We start from the raw sequence: 13,216 nt of genomic DNA on the forward strand, positions 1-13,216 counted from the left end.
CGGCTGGGGCTTTGGAGGTGTTCTCTATATCACCGACAGCAACGATTTATAAGCGAGCGGCTGGGGCTTTGGAGCTCCTCGTCGTCGAGTCGCCGACCACGTACTACCGAGCGGCTGGGGCTTCGGCGATGCTCACCGCCGATCTGCCAGCCACAATTATATATAACCGAACTCCGAGATTCACCGCTCCACCTGTTCGTCGCACCACCTACAGCACGAACTGCACGACGGTGTAGATGCCGAAGCCCAGCCCCAGCGACCCGACGAGCGAGCCGACCCACGCGAGTACCGTGTACCCCATCTTCGCCCGGCTCACGCCCGCGTCGCCGGCGGCGTAGCCGGCGCCGACGATCGCGGAGACGATGATCTCGTTGAACGACACCGGGATCCCGAACGCGACCGCGGTCTGGGCGATCGCGAACGAGGGGATGAGCGCCGAGATCGACCGCCGCGGCCCCATCGAGGCGTAGTCCTGCGAGATCGCCTTGATCATCCGCGGCGCGCCGGTCCAGGACCCGGCCAGCAGCCCGACTCCGCCCCCGACGAGCAGCGCCCACAGCGGGATCCCGGCGTCGCCGACGAACAGGGGCACGAGCGGCCCGATCGCCAGCCCGACCTGCGACCCGCCGGCGGAGAACGCGACGAGCCCCCCCATCGCCAGCAGGAACCGCCGCTGGGCCCCCTCGCGGTCGCGGCCGAGGTCGAGGTACACCGCGACGGTGACGACCGCGGCCACCGCGGCCGTGACGAGGGGCGTGCCGACCGCGCCGACCCCGAGCCCGGGCCCGATCGCCTGCGAGAGCGACGCCTGCTCGCCCGGGGGGCCGAGCAGCGCGAACCCGACGTTCGCGACGATCGCGCCGACGAGACCCGCGAGCGCCGCGGTGAGCGGTCGCTCGGGGAGGCGCTCGCCGATCAGCGAGCGCGCCACGACGTAGGCGATCCCGCCGCCGACGAACGGGGTGAGCACCCACAGCGTGAGGATCTCTGTGTACTTCGGCCACGCGGGGTCGCCGCCCATCGCGAGGCCCACGCCGACCACCGCGCCGGTGACGGTGAAGGCGGTCGCGATCGGGTACCCGGCGAACACGCCGACCGCGACGAGCCCGGCGGCGGTGACCAGCGCGACGATGGCCGCGCCGGCGGTGAGCGTGACGCCGCCGATCAGCTCCGTGCCGACCGCCTCGGTCACGTTCGCGCCCTGCAGGACGGCGCCGAGCAGCCCGAGGACGCCCACGATCAGCCCGGCGCGCATCACGGAGATGGCGTTCGCCCCGACGGCCGGCGCGAACGGGGTGGACCCCGAGGAGCCGGCGCCGATCGACCACGCCATGAACATGCTCGCCGCGCCGGCGACGCCGAGGGTGAGAACGGTGACGACGACCATTACCGCTGGCCGTCCTCGTACCCCTCGCGGAGCCCGGTCAGCGTGCGCCGGACGAGGAGGAACCCGAAGAAGAAGAGCCCGAGCAGACCGACGAGAATAACCACGAACAGCGGTTCGACCGAGAGCATACAGTCGAATCCGTCGGCACGGTGTTAGGCGTTTCGGGACTCCCGTCCGCCGGCGGGCGGTGACTAAAGCGCGTGTTTGTCCCTAAGCTAGGTATAAGCTATCTCCGGCGTAACGTACGGACGCGACCCCCGCTTCGGCCCTCTCCCCCGCGATCGCTCCGCGTCGATCGGGCCGGTCCCCGCCGATCGCTCCCCCCTGCCCTCCCCCTGCTTTCCCCCCTCCCCATCCCCGGTCGTTCCGGCCCGCCGGCGCGGCTCGGCCCGCGGGGCGTCGCGTCCCGCCCGCTCTCCCCCCCCCTTCTCCCGCGGGCGGTACTTCTCACGGCCCGATCCGAAACCGCTCGAAGACCTCCCCGTCCGGCGTGACGAGTCGCCCGTCGAGCGCGGTCTCGCTCCCGTCGCGCCCGTCGGTCTCGCCCCCTCCGTCCCCGTCCGCATCCACCTCGGTCGCCGGCTCCAGTTCGGCGTGTCCCGGTCGGTTCCCTCGCGGCTGTGCGTGGCTCCCGGGGTTCAGGATCGGGAGGTCGCCCGAGTCGTCGAACCGCGGGCGGTGGCTGTGCCCGCAGATCACGGCGTCGGCGTCGCGTCCCCGACCGAGCATGACCAGTCCCGTGTCCCCGCTGCGGTGGCGGTGGGTGACGGCGAACCGCACGCCCGCGTACTCGACCGTCCGGACCTCCGAGAGGCGGTCGCGGATCGCGGCGTCGTCGTTGTTGCCGTACACCCCGCGTAGCGTCCGCGCCGCCGACTCGAAGGCGTCGAGCACCGGTTCGCGGTAGAAGTCGCCGGCGTGGACGACGAGGTCGGCCTCGCGGACCGCCTCCGCGGTGCGCCCCTGCAGCTTCGACTCCTCGCGTGCGTGCGTGTCGGAGACGACGACGAGCATACCCGCAGTCCGTGCGCGCCCGGCTTAAGAAGCGCGCCCGGGACGAGTACTCGAATGTGCCGGGGCGGTGGCGCGTGCCTGCGAGCGGCCCGCTGGCCGCGAGCAGCACGCGCGAGGGAGCCGGTGAGCGCTCGGTGAGCGCTCGGAGAGCGCGAACCGCGAGGTTGGGGTGGTGTGAGGTGCGGTCGCTGTGCGGTGCGGGGTGGGACTCAAAGGGGCAGCAGGGAGGCGGACGCAGGCGACGTAAGCACCGCAAGGAGTGAGCGGAGCGAACGACTGAGGAGCGCAGCGAGCGTGCGTCCGCCTCCCGGCTGGGGCTTTGGAGGTGTACCCAGTCGATTCTCAATCGTCATCATATCGCCGAACGACCGGAGCTTCGGAGACGGTCTGCCCGCCGCTGCTACCGTCGGTCTGTGATAAATAACTGCGATCGTACGCCGCGAACGAACCGAGACTTCGATCGTAACTGACCTATTCCTCTAACGAAAGCGACGCGAGCAGCGACTCCAGTTGCACCTGCTCGTTGGCGCCCTCGGCGATCCGGTAGTCGGCCTCGCCGATCCGCTCCATCAGCGCGACCGCCTCGCGCTCGCTCAGGTCGAACTCCCAGACGGAGCGGTGGAGCTGGTCGATCACGTCGCCGCCGGCCATCCCCGTCTCCGTGAGCAGCGTGTCCAGGGTCGCCCGCGCCCGCGAGAAGTCGCCCTCCAGCGCGTTCGTCACCATCGACTCGATCTCCTCGGGCCGCGCGGTCGCCGTGATCGCGTACACCGCCTCCTCGTCGACGACGTCGCCGGTCGTCGCCGCCGCCTGCAGCGAGTTGATCGCGCGTCGCATGTCGCCGTCGGCGGCGTACACGAGCGCGTCGACGCCTTCGTCGGTCACCTCGATCCCCTCCGCCGCGGCGATCTCGCGGGTCTGCGCGGCGACGGCCGCGTCCGAGAGCGGCGAGAAGCGGAAGACGGCGCAGCGCGACTGGATCGGGTCGATGATCTTCGACGAGTAGTTACACGAGAGGATGAAGCGGGTGTTGTCGGAGAACTGTTCCATCGTGCGGCGTAATGCTGACTGAGCGTCATCAGTAAGCGAGTCCGCCTCATCGAGGAACACGATCCGGAAATCGCCGCCGAACGACGAGCGCGCGAATCCCTTGATCCGGTCGCGCACCACGTCGATACCGCGCTGGTCGGAGGCGTTGAGCTCGAGGAAGTTGCCGCGCCAGTTGTCCTCGCCGTACACCTGCCGGGCGATGGCGGTGGCCGCGGTCGTCTTCCCGGTACCGGCAGGCCCCCCGAAGAGCAGGTGGGGGATGTCGTCCTGCTCGATGTAGCTTTCGAGCCGCTCGACGATCTCCTCCTGGCCGTGGATGTCGTCGAGCGACTGCGGCCGGTACTTCTCGATCCAGATCTCCCGGCCGGTCGCGGTCGCAGCCGTCTGCTCGTCGGCCTCGCTCATGGCGGATCGGAAGGTCGGCGGGGTGATAAACGAACCGAGAACGGGGCGCGGGCGGGACCGGGTCCCGGCCGTCGGCTCGGGCGAGTCAGTCGACGCGGTCTCAGGCGAACTCGTCGATGAGCTCGGGGACGACCTCGAACAGGTCCCCGACGACGCCGTAGTCGGCGATGTCGAAGATGGGCGCGTTCGGGTCGGTGTTGACCGCGATGATGGTGTCCGACCCCTTCATGCCGGCGACGTGCTGGACCGCGCCGGAGATGCCGACGGCGATGTACACGTCGGGGGTGACGACCTTTCCGCTCTGGCCGACCTGCCGGTTCTTCGGGAGCCAGCCGTTGTCGACGATCGGCCGGGAGGCGGACAGCGTCGCGCCGAGCGCGTCGGCGAGCTCCTCGACGAGCTCCAAGTTCTCCTCCTCCTCGATCCCGCGCCCGACCGAGACGAGCACGTCGGCGTCGGCGATGTCGACGTCGCCGCCGCCGACCTCCTCGAAGCCGGTGACGCGCGCGCCGGACTCGGGCAGCTCAACGTCGACCGACTCGATCGCCGCGTCGCCGACGCCCTCCGCGGGCGCCCACTCGCCGCCGCGGACCGTGAGCACGTGGCGGTCGCCGTCGACGTCGACCGTCGTCTCCACCTTCGAGCCGTACATCTCGCGGGTGACGGTCAGGCCGCCGTCGTGCTCGAACCCGATCGCGTCCGTCACCAGCGGGAGGTCGCGGTCCTCGGCCACCGCGGGGACGTAGTCGAGGCCGTTGACCGAGTTCGGCGCCACGACCGTCCCGGCGTCCGTGCGGTCGAGCAGGGCTCCGACCGCCGCCTGGTAGACGTTGTGGTCGAACTCTTCCCCGTTCTCGACGGCGTGGATCGCGTCCACACCCTCGCGGTTCAGGTCCTCGGTGAAGCCGTCCACGTCCCCGCCGATAACGGCGACGTGGAGGTCGCCGCCGCGCGCGTCGGCGAGCTCGCGGCCGGCCGTGATCGCCTCGTAGGAGACGTCGCGGAGCTCCCCGCGGCGGTGCTCGGCGACGACGAGCACGCTCATCACGCGCCCACCCCCTTGTCACGCAGCACCTCGGCGAGGCGTCCCGCGGCCTCGCCGGCGTCGCCCTCGATCATCTCGGCGTCCGACTCGCTCTCCGGCTCGTACATCGAGGTGATCGTCAGCGCGCTCTCGACGTCCGCGGCGGTCAGCCCGAGGTCGGACAGCTCCTTCGCGTCGATCTCCTTGCGCTGCGCCTGCCGGATGCCGCGCAGGCTCGCGTAGCGCGGCTCGTTGATCCCCGTCTGCACGGTCAACACGGCGGGGAGGTCGACGTCGGTGAGCTCCTCGACGCCGCCTTCCAGCTCGCGGCGGACGTGCGCGACGCCGGCGTCCGCGTCGACTTCGAGGTCGTTGACGACCGCGGCGTGCTCGAAGTCGATCCGCTCGGCGAGCGCGACCCCGGTCGCGCCGAATCCCGTGTCGGCGGCCTGGACCCCGCCCAGCACGAGGTCCGGCTCCTCGGCCTCGACGACGGCCTCGATCGTCGAGACCTTCGCGGCCACGTCGGCGAACCCCTCCTCGAAGGCGTCGTCCCAGACGCGTACGGCGCGGTCCGCCCCCTTCGCGAGCGCCATCCGGATCGTCTCCTCCGCCCGCTCCGGGCCGACGGTGACGGTGACGACCTCGTCGGCGACGCCGGCCTCCGCCAGCTGCACCGCGGCCTCGACGGCGTAGTCGTCCCACTCGTTGAGGTCGTACTCGAGGTCCGACTCCGCGATGTCGGTCCCCTCGATCGCGAAGTCGTCGTCCGCCTCCGCGACCTCTTTGACTGTCACTAGAACCTTCATGATCGTTACTCCGTCGCTCGCCCTGTAAGGGTTTTCGAAACGCCTCACTCGCCGCGAGGAGTTGGCTCCGGACGGGCCTCGCCGCCTACCGCGTTCGGGATCCGGGGCCCCTTCACCGCCCGGCGCGGTCGTCGTCCGCCGTCCCGCTCTCTCCGTCCGCCGACTCGTCGTCGCCGTCCGGAAGCGAGATCAGGTTCTCGCGGCCCAGGCGGAGCTTCTCGATCCGTCCCCCGTCGGCCATCTCCGACAGGAGCTGCGAGACCTTCGCGTCGGACCAGCCGGTCTCGGAGACGATGTCGGCCTGCCGCATCCGTCCGCCGTTCTCCGTGAGAAGCCGCTCGACGCGCTCCTCGTCCGAGAGCAGCGAGAGGTCCTCCTCGGGCTCCGACTCCGCGGACCCGTCGGGATCCCCCTCGGCGTCCGGCGGCCCGACCGCCCCGCCGTTCGGGCCGGCTCCCTCACCCGTCTCCCGGAAGGCGCCCTCGCCGTTTCCGTTCGCGCCGTTCGCGCCGTTCGCGCCGGCTGCGTCCGTCACGTCGTCCCCATTGGTCTCTATCCGCCGGTAGCCGACGACGCTCCCCGCGATGAGCAGCGCGGCGACGACGATCGCGGCGGTGAGCATCTCCCACGGGGGGCCCACGGGCCCCGTCGACGCGTACACGACGGCGACTCGCTCGCCCTCGGCGAACGTGCGCGGCCCCTCGATTATCACGGCGTTGTCGCGGAGCGGGACGGTGGCGCCGGGGGTCCCGGTGACGGTGTACCGCTCCGGGGTCGCCACCTCCAGCGTCTGTCCCTCGCCGAGCGACCGGAGCCACGTCCCCTCAGGGGTCGTCAGCGCGTCGCCCAGCACGAGGTCGTCGCCGTCGGTCCCGAGGAACTCCGTCCAGACGAACGTCAGTCGGAGCTCGCCGACGGCGACGGTCCCGTCGTCGGCGACGTCGAACTCGGACGGATCCTCGTGGACGATCACTTCGCGGTTGACGGCCCGGATCCGCATCGTCCGGTCGACGGTCCGGCTCGCCTCCCGCGCGAACCCCTCGAACAGCGCGGGGGTCGGGCCGACCTCGCCGTCGCGGAACCGCTCGCCGGCGCTCCGGAACGCCCCGACCTCCGTCTCGTCGGCCAGCGCGTACCTGACGGACACCTCCCACCGCGCGTCGCGGTCCGGCGTCGGTTCGATCCGGATCCGGGTCGCCGTGTTCGGGTCGAAGTCGGAGTCGATCTGCGCGGCGGGGCCCGCGGTCGTCCCGAGGGCCTCCGCCGACGGCGCTTCGGCGGTCTGCGCTCCGTGCGAGGCCGACGGGTCGAGCGGAGACGCCGCCGGGGACGCGACCGCGCCCCCGGCGACCGGCGCCGCGACGCCGCCGACGAGGAGGAGGGCGAACAGCGAGACGAGGAGGACGCGAAGGGGATTCCGCATGCACGTCTGTCCTCTCGTGGACCGGGCAAAACGCTTTCCATAGTCGGTTTGTGGGCGGGAAACGTCCGTTCGGTCATCCGAAGCGTCGCAGACCGACCCGGCGCCGCCGGGCCGTGCGGGGCCGTTGAGGTGGATTTTTTATATCAGGGGTCGAACCATCGAACGATGAGAGCCCTCCCTATCGTCGTCGCGGTCCTGCTGCTGGTCGTCCCGGTCGCAGGGACGACGTCCCCCGCTTTCGGGTCCGACTCCACGGCGATCGCCGAGGTCCCCGGCTCGATTCCGGTCGATGCCGCCGACCCGATCGAGCCGCCGCGGCTCCCGAACGACCCCTCGCAGGTCGACGAGCCGAACCTCACGTTCCGAACGCTCTCCGCGCCGGCCGGCGCCGACTCCCGGGTCGCCAGCGCTCCCCGCGGCGCGAACCTCGGTCCCGCGCTCTCCTTCTCGGTCGCGGACGCCGAGGCCGCCGTGGAGACCGCGGCGGTCGTCGACCGGATCGAGAGCGCCGAGACGAACGCGGAGCGGCGTCGACTCATCCTCGCGGCGCTCGATCGCGTCGAACGCGGCGAGGAGCGCCTCCACGGCCGCCAGTCGGACGCGTTCAGGGCGCACGCCTCCGGGAACCTCTCCGACCGGGAGTTCCTCAACGAGCTCGTCCGCATCTCCGCCATCGCCGAAGAGTACGACCGGCGGCTCGAAGAGATCGACGCGCTCGCGGAAGCGACCGACGGCTTCAGCTCCCCGACTCGGCTCGACGAGCTCCAGGTCGCGATTCAGGTGTACGAGGGGCCCGTCCGCGACCTCGCGCTCGCGACCGCCAGCGGCGAGGTCTCTGCGGCCGAGATTCATATCGAATCGACCCCGAACTCGGTCACGCTGGCGACGATCGTCGACGGCCAGTACGTCCGCGAGACGTTCCGGAACGACCGCTGGGACCGCGGCGGCGGCCCGATAAGCAACGACGCCGCGATCGAGGTAACGTCCGAGTCGTACCCCGAGACGGCGGCGCTCCGGGCGCCCGACGCGTTCGGGGTCGGCTCCGTCCAGCGGATCACCGTCCCGCACGAGTACGGGATCCTCCGCACCTTCGTCAGCGGCGGAACGCGGGAGGTGTTCGTCGAGCACCAGCGGATCGACCTCGACGCCTTCCCCGACGCCGAGCGCGTCTCCGAGACCGGCGACGGGTTCACCGTCACCGTCGACCGGAGCTACGTCGGCGGACCGGTGACCGTGACCGTCCTCGACGAGGAGACCGGCGAGCCGGAGCCCGACGTCACCGTCACGAAAAGCGTCGGTGACAGCGACAGCAGAGCGATCGGCACCACGAACGACGACGGCGTCGTCCGGACGCTCTCGCCGGCGGGGTCGTACCGCATCACCGTCGTCGACGAGCCCCGCGTCGTCGTCGTCGACGGTCTCGGGCCGATCCCGACGCCGCGGCCCGTCGACGAGGGGTAGCGCGGCACACGAACCGCGGGCGTCCGCCGTCCGGAACCGCGGGTTCCCGGCCTATCGGAACCCGGCACTGGCCTCTTGTCGGTCCCGCGACGACCCCCGACTATGCGCCTCCGCGGTCGGCCCCTCTCGCACTGGCTGCTCCTCGCCGCGCTCGGCCAGCTCGCGGCGCGTGCGGCCGTCGGCGGCGTCGCGCTCGTCGTCGACCCCTCCGGCGGCCTCGTGAACGCGTCGCCGGCTCCGCTCGCCGCGACCCCCGTCGACGACTTCCTACTCCCCGGCGTCCTCCTCCTCCTGCTGTTCGGCGTTTGTCCGCTCGTCGCCGGCTACGGGGTCAACGCGGGTCGCTCGTGGGGGCGAGCCACGGCCGTCGCCGTCGGCGTCGCGCTGGCGATCTGGGTCGGCGTCGAGACGGTCCTTGGGTTCGCCCGCCCGACACGGGGGCTGAACCTCGCCACCGCAGTCGCGGTGGCGGCGCTCGCCGCGGTTCCGCTCGCCCGGTCCTGACGTTTTTATCGGATACCGCGACCAGTCGCGCCGTGCTCTCCGACAGCTTACCGCCGCCGTCGCGCTCGCCGCCGCGTCGAAAGACCGACGCGGACGCCCGCCGCTCCGCCCGCGCGCTCGCCCCGGTCGCCGGCGTCCTCCTGCTCGCGATCACGGTCGTCCTCGCGGGCGGCGTCGTCACCGTCGCGCTCGGCGCTCCCGCCGAGCCCGTCGAGCCCGCCCCGACGGCGTCGCTGTCGCTGTCGGCGACCGACGACCGGATCGCGGTCACGCACCGCGGCGGCGACGCCCTCGACGCGAGCGAGCTCGACGTCCGCGTCACCGTCGACGGTGAGCCCCTCGCCCGCCAGCCGCCGGTGCCGTTCTTCTCCGCGGCGGGGTTCCGGCCGGGACCGACCGGCGCGTTCAACGCCGCCAGCGGCGGCGACTGGCGTGTCGGCGGGGAGGCGTCGTTCCGCGTCGCGGGGACGAACGACCCCGTCCTCGAACCGGGCCGCGCGGTCGCCGTCGAGATCTCCGTCGACGGGCGGCCGGTCGCGGCGTTAGAGACGGTCGTCGAACCGAGATGAACGACGGCGAAGCGAAGGAACCGAGCGCGTCGACCCGTCGCGCGCTACTCCCCGGGAACGCGAGCGACCGTCGTGATCGCTCGGGGGCTCCGCGGGGTCGCCCGCTGGATGTGGTGTTCGAACTCCTCGTAGCCCGCCGCCTCGAACATCCGGTCGGCCTCGTCCTCGTCGTAGAAGAGCATGATCGCGTCGGCGACCCGCTGGAGGACGCGGTTGCGCGGGTAGTCGGGGCCGACGACGAGCACCTGTCCGCCCGGCCTGGCGACGCGGCGCAGCTCTCGGAGCCCCTCGACGGGGTTCGGCCAGTACTCGATCGAGCCGGACGACCAGACGACGTCGAACGCGTCGTCGCGGAAGGGGAGCCGCTCGGCGTCGCCGCGGTAGAAGTTCACCAGGTCGCGCTTCCCGAACTTCTCGAACGCCTTCTCCATCTGGTGGACGCTCTGGTCGAGCCCGTGCACGTCGTCGGCGTGTTCCAGCAGTCCCTCGGTGCCGAACCCGGTGCCGCACCCGACGTCGAGCACCCTCGGATCGTCGCCGAACTCCAGCCAGGAGAGCGCCTCGGAACGCATCTCCTCGTTCCAGTTGAAGCGGTTGACCCGGTCGTACACCTTCGAGAGGTACTTGTAGAACAGGCGGGCGTTCGACTTGTCCTCGAGGATCCCCATTTACCGTTCCGTTGGGTCGCCCGCCCCATAACGACACGGATCCGCCCCGCGGCGGCGTCGATATGGCGGGGTATCGACGGGACGACACCGATATCTCGGCGAATCCGTTCGCGCCCCGGTCCGCCCCGCTTATCAGCCCGCCGACCGATCCACGCGTATGGACCCGACGACGAGCGGCCGGTTCCGCGTGCACGACCGGCGGCCGCGACCGGACATCGAGGACGACTCCGACGGCGGCGGGGGCGACGCAGCTCCCGACGCCGCCGACGCCCCCGAGGAGTTCGTCCTCGTCGAACTCCCGGACGGACCGATCGATCCGACGGCGGCCGACGCCGAGGACCGGTTCGATCCCCTGTACGCGACCGCGGAGGGGTACGAGGGGGAGCTCGCCGAGCGCGTGGCGTCGCTGGAGCCCGGCCACGTCGTCGACGCGACGCTGGCGTGGACGGACGCCTCGGCGCGGTTCGTCGACGTCGAGGTCGCCCGCGAGAGCCGGTTCCGGTTCGCCGACGACGTCGAGGGGATGTTCGAGGCGGCGGTCGAGACGTGGGACCGGATCCGCGCCGAGGGGGAGGCGGTCGGCTCGATCACGACCCGGTCGAACGACGGCGAGCCGAACGGAGCGCTGTACCTGTTCGCCGACGCGCCCGGCGGCGACGCCTTCGCCGACCTCCGGGCCGCGCGGCTCCCGATCGAGCCGCTCGTCGCCCGCGTCAACGAGTCGCGCGAGGACGACGGCCCGCGCGAGGTGTTCGTGCTGCGGCCCGCCGCCCACGACTTCGTCGCCGTCTACGTCGTCTTCGACCGCGACGGCGTGCTCGCCCAGACGGTCCGGGACACGTACGACCTCGGTCCCGGGTTAGCGGCGGGGCTGGAGGCGGGCGAGTTCGAGGCGGCGAAGGCGGACGATTCCGGAACCGCCGACGGCGACGGGGACGGCGAGAGCGACGGCGACGACTTCGACGCGCTCGACCGGCTGTAACCAGTCCCCGCTCGCGCCGCCGGTCGCCTCGTCGTCCCGCCTACAGCCAGTCGGCGTCGGGGTCGACCCGACCGGCCGGCGTCTCGCCGTTGAGGACGGCGGCGACGTCGGCCGCGCCGCTCCGGTTCAGGTCGTCCCTGGCCTCCTCGCTGTACCACGCCGCGTGAGGCGTGACGACGGTGTCGTCGCGACCGACTAGCGGGTCGTCCTCGGGCGGCTCCTCGGCGAGCACGTCGAGGCCGGCGCCCTTGATCGCCCCGGACTCCAGCGCGTCGAGCAGCGCGTCGGCGTCGACGACCGGGCCGCGGCTCACGTTGACGACGACCGAGTCCTCGCCGAGCCGCGCGAGCGCGTCGGCGTCCACCATCCCCCGGGTCGCGTCGGTCAGGGGGGCGTAGACGCCGACGTGGTCGGCGCGGTCGAACAGCGCCTCGAACCCGACCTCCTCGACGCCGTACTCCGCCATCTCGTCGGCGTCGACGAACGGGTCGTGCGCGAGCAGTTCGGCGTCGAAGCCGGCGAGCTGCTCGGCCGCGCGCTTCGCGATCGGTCCGAACGAGAGCAGTCCGATCGTCGAGGCGCTCACGCGGCGGACCGGCCGGCCGGTCTCCCAGCTCCAGCCGCCGGCGGCGACGTCGTCGTCGTACGACTTCAGCGAGCGCAGGCAGGCGAGCAGCAGCGAGACGGAGTGGGTCGCCACCTCGTCGGTGCAGTAGTCGGGGACGCGGGTGACGGTGACGCCCTCGTCGGCCGCGGCGCCGACGTCGACGTTGTCGACGCCGACCGCCGACCGGACGACGACCTCCAGGTCGAGCGCCGCGAGCGCCTCGGCGGTGACCGGCGTGTTGATGTCGGTGACGACCGCGTCGGCGCCCGCGGCCGCCTCGATCACCCGCTCGGCCGACCCCAGGTCGGCGACCTCGATCTCGACGGGCTCGTCGACGCGCTCGCCGAGCACCTCGCGGTACGTCTCCGGGTCGATCATCGGGAACGACGACAGGACGACCTTGGCCATGGACTCGCTTCGCCCCGACCCCACTTGATGGCTGGTATTGACGTTGTTAGGGACTCAAACGTCTATTTTCGATCGTGATATTCCGGGCGGCGACGGTCGCTCCCGAGCCGCTTCCGGAGGCTCTTTGCGCGCCGGGCGACTACGCGTTCCCGTGACCGACGAGAGCTCCTCTAAACCCCCGATGCTCGTCCTCCTCGAGTCGCTGGCGTTCTACCGGAACGTCCGGATCGGTCTCGTCGCGGGCGCCGGGCTCGCGGTCCTGCTGTACCTCGTCCGGACGCTGGAGCTGCTCGGCCCCGTGATCGACACGCGGGAGTACCCGCTGTTCGGGCCGGACGTCTGGTTCCTGTTCCTGGCGTTCGTGTTGGCGGCGACGTTCGCGCTGTTAGTCGCCGTCGCGCTCACGATCGCGGAGGCGGCGCGGGGTGCCGGTGAGGCGTCGACCGGGCGAGTCGAGTGACCCGGCGAGCGCGCCGCTCCGCGGCGCGAACGACCGTGTGGTCGGCGAGGTCGGGCGGGTCCGAACCGGTCGTCGGGTTCAGTCGGCGGTACAGGAGGCGTCGCACTCCTCGCCGGTGAACTCCTGTGCGGGCTCGGTGAGCTTGTAGAGGTTCTGTCTGGCGTCAGCGAAGTAGACGTCCTCGTCGACGACCCCGATCCCCTCCAACCGTTCGAGGGCGTACCGAACGGTTCGGGCCGACAGCATCGACTCCTGAACGATGCCCTTCTGTGTCAGCGGACCGTTGTATTCGAGCACCTTGAAGACGAGTTTGGCGCTCGGTGGGAGGTCGTCGAGCCCCTCCGATTGGGTTCCTTCCATCGTTACGATTCGAAACCGCACATCGGCATAAATGTTGATGGCCCGCGGTCCCATTTCCGGGATTCTCCCGCATTATCCGGGTTTT

At 71.4% G+C, this 13,216-nt stretch carries 15 protein-coding genes; 5 read left to right on the forward strand and 10 right to left on the reverse strand.

Annotation, left to right across the window (positions count from 1 at the left end):
* Window positions 1–208 precede the first annotated feature (208 nt).
* The 7 genes from ACFQMF_RS09980 to ACFQMF_RS10010 form a co-directional block, all read right to left on the reverse strand.
* Entirely contained in the window at window positions 209–1,387 is a 1,179-nt protein-coding gene (locus ACFQMF_RS09980) for an inorganic phosphate transporter (RefSeq protein WP_256409100.1), read from the reverse strand.
* A complete protein-coding gene (locus tag ACFQMF_RS09985; RefSeq protein WP_255310142.1) occupies window positions 1,387–1,515 on the reverse strand; it encodes a DUF7859 family protein in 129 nt (42 codons plus the stop codon). The genes ACFQMF_RS09980 and ACFQMF_RS09985 overlap by 1 nt, the downstream gene beginning before the upstream one ends.
* A gap of 319 nt (window positions 1,516–1,834) precedes the next feature.
* Window positions 1,835–2,401: a metallophosphoesterase gene (locus ACFQMF_RS09990; protein ID WP_256409101.1), complete on the reverse strand. Its 567-nt coding sequence runs from the start codon at window positions 2,399–2,401 to the stop codon at window positions 1,835–1,837.
* 471 nt (window positions 2,402–2,872) lie between these two features.
* Window positions 2,873–3,856, reverse strand: coding sequence for a replication factor C small subunit (locus tag ACFQMF_RS09995; protein WP_256409102.1), 984 nt, complete (start codon window positions 3,854–3,856; stop codon window positions 2,873–2,875).
* Between the two features lie 100 nt (window positions 3,857–3,956).
* Window positions 3,957–4,904: an electron transfer flavoprotein subunit alpha/FixB family protein gene (locus tag ACFQMF_RS10000; RefSeq protein ID WP_256409103.1), complete on the reverse strand. Its 948-nt coding sequence runs from the start codon at window positions 4,902–4,904 to the stop codon at window positions 3,957–3,959.
* On the reverse strand, window positions 4,901–5,689 hold the full coding sequence (locus tag ACFQMF_RS10005) for an electron transfer flavoprotein subunit beta/FixA family protein (RefSeq protein WP_256409104.1): 789 nt from the start codon (window positions 5,687–5,689) through the stop codon (window positions 4,901–4,903). The genes ACFQMF_RS10000 and ACFQMF_RS10005 overlap by 4 nt, the downstream gene beginning before the upstream one ends.
* 112 nt (window positions 5,690–5,801) lie before the next feature.
* On the reverse strand, window positions 5,802–7,112 hold the full coding sequence (locus ACFQMF_RS10010) for a helix-turn-helix transcriptional regulator (RefSeq protein ID WP_256409106.1): 1,311 nt from the start codon (window positions 7,110–7,112) through the stop codon (window positions 5,802–5,804).
* Window positions 7,113–7,277: 165 nt separating this feature from the next.
* On the opposite strand from ACFQMF_RS10010, the gene ACFQMF_RS10015 reads away from it, so the two are divergent.
* The 3 genes from ACFQMF_RS10015 (at window position 7,278) to ACFQMF_RS10025 (ending at window position 9,646) form a co-directional block, all read left to right on the forward strand.
* Window positions 7,278–8,573, forward strand: coding sequence for a DUF7094 domain-containing protein (locus ACFQMF_RS10015; protein ID WP_256409107.1), 1,296 nt, complete (start codon window positions 7,278–7,280; stop codon window positions 8,571–8,573).
* Between the two features lie 102 nt (window positions 8,574–8,675).
* A complete protein-coding gene (locus ACFQMF_RS10020; RefSeq protein ID WP_256409108.1) occupies window positions 8,676–9,077 on the forward strand; it encodes a hypothetical protein in 402 nt (133 codons plus the stop codon).
* Window positions 9,078–9,109: 32 nt separating this feature from the next.
* Window positions 9,110–9,646: a type IV pilin N-terminal domain-containing protein gene (locus tag ACFQMF_RS10025; RefSeq protein WP_256409109.1), complete on the forward strand. Its 537-nt coding sequence runs from the start codon at window positions 9,110–9,112 to the stop codon at window positions 9,644–9,646.
* 44 nt (window positions 9,647–9,690) lie between these two features.
* On the opposite strand, the gene ACFQMF_RS10030 is transcribed toward ACFQMF_RS10025, so the two are convergent.
* Entirely contained in the window at window positions 9,691–10,314 is a 624-nt protein-coding gene (locus ACFQMF_RS10030) for a methyltransferase domain-containing protein (RefSeq protein ID WP_256409110.1), read from the reverse strand.
* Between the two features lie 157 nt (window positions 10,315–10,471).
* On the opposite strand from ACFQMF_RS10030, the gene ACFQMF_RS10035 reads away from it, so the two are divergent.
* Window positions 10,472–11,296 (forward strand): DUF6663 family protein, encoded by an 825-nt coding sequence (locus ACFQMF_RS10035; protein WP_256409111.1) that lies wholly within the window; start codon window positions 10,472–10,474, stop codon window positions 11,294–11,296.
* A 40-nt stretch (window positions 11,297–11,336) separates the two neighbouring features.
* Here ACFQMF_RS10035 and ACFQMF_RS10040 read toward each other — a convergent pair whose 3' ends face one another.
* Window positions 11,337–12,311 (reverse strand): C-terminal binding protein, encoded by a 975-nt coding sequence (locus ACFQMF_RS10040; protein WP_256409112.1) that lies wholly within the window; start codon window positions 12,309–12,311, stop codon window positions 11,337–11,339.
* A gap of 181 nt (window positions 12,312–12,492) precedes the next feature.
* Here ACFQMF_RS10040 and ACFQMF_RS10045 point away from each other — a divergent pair, with 181 nt between their 5' ends.
* The gene (locus ACFQMF_RS10045; RefSeq protein ID WP_256409269.1) at window positions 12,493–12,771 is read left to right on the forward strand and encodes a DUF7536 family protein; all 279 of its coding nucleotides are present in this window, start codon (window positions 12,493–12,495) and stop codon (window positions 12,769–12,771) included.
* 78 nt (window positions 12,772–12,849) lie between these two features.
* Here ACFQMF_RS10045 and ACFQMF_RS10050 read toward each other — a convergent pair whose 3' ends face one another.
* Window positions 12,850–13,131 carry a MarR family transcriptional regulator gene (locus tag ACFQMF_RS10050; RefSeq protein ID WP_256409113.1) on the reverse strand — a complete coding sequence of 94 codons (282 nt, stop codon included), beginning with the start codon at window positions 13,129–13,131 and terminating at the stop codon, window positions 12,850–12,852.
* Between the last annotated feature and the right edge of the window lie 85 nt (window positions 13,132–13,216).

Source organism: Halorubrum rutilum, from assembly GCF_042665015.1.
GTDB lineage: Archaea > Halobacteriota > Halobacteria > Halobacteriales > Haloferacaceae > Halorubrum > Halorubrum rutilum.

Excerpts from the sequence above, each read along its gene's own strand:
- ACFQMF_RS09980 (WP_256409100.1), bottom strand. The coding sequence starts at position 1,387 with ATGGTCGTCGTCACCGTTCTCACCCTCGGCGTCGCCGGCGCGGCGAGC.
- ACFQMF_RS09985 (WP_255310142.1), bottom strand. The coding sequence starts at position 1,515 with ATGCTCTCGGTCGAACCGCTGTTCGTGGTTATTCTCGTCGGTCTGCTC.
- ACFQMF_RS09990 (WP_256409101.1), bottom strand. The coding sequence starts at position 2,401 with ATGCTCGTCGTCGTCTCCGACACGCACGCACGCGAGGAGTCGAAGCTG.
- ACFQMF_RS09995 (WP_256409102.1), bottom strand. The coding sequence starts at position 3,856 with ATGAGCGAGGCCGACGAGCAGACGGCTGCGACCGCGACCGGCCGGGAG.
- ACFQMF_RS10005 (WP_256409104.1), bottom strand. The coding sequence starts at position 5,689 with ATGAAGGTTCTAGTGACAGTCAAAGAGGTCGCGGAGGCGGACGACGAC.
- ACFQMF_RS10010 (WP_256409106.1), bottom strand. The coding sequence starts at position 7,112 with ATGCGGAATCCCCTTCGCGTCCTCCTCGTCTCGCTGTTCGCCCTCCTC.
- ACFQMF_RS10015 (WP_256409107.1), top strand. The coding sequence starts at position 7,278 with ATGAGAGCCCTCCCTATCGTCGTCGCGGTCCTGCTGCTGGTCGTCCCG.
- ACFQMF_RS10020 (WP_256409108.1), top strand. The coding sequence starts at position 8,676 with ATGCGCCTCCGCGGTCGGCCCCTCTCGCACTGGCTGCTCCTCGCCGCG.
- ACFQMF_RS10030 (WP_256409110.1), bottom strand. The coding sequence starts at position 10,314 with ATGGGGATCCTCGAGGACAAGTCGAACGCCCGCCTGTTCTACAAGTAC.
- ACFQMF_RS10035 (WP_256409111.1), top strand. The coding sequence starts at position 10,472 with ATGGACCCGACGACGAGCGGCCGGTTCCGCGTGCACGACCGGCGGCCG.
- ACFQMF_RS10040 (WP_256409112.1), bottom strand. The coding sequence starts at position 12,311 with ATGGCCAAGGTCGTCCTGTCGTCGTTCCCGATGATCGACCCGGAGACG.
- ACFQMF_RS10045 (WP_256409269.1), top strand. The coding sequence starts at position 12,493 with ATGCTCGTCCTCCTCGAGTCGCTGGCGTTCTACCGGAACGTCCGGATC.
- ACFQMF_RS10050 (WP_256409113.1), bottom strand. The coding sequence starts at position 13,131 with ATGGAAGGAACCCAATCGGAGGGGCTCGACGACCTCCCACCGAGCGCC.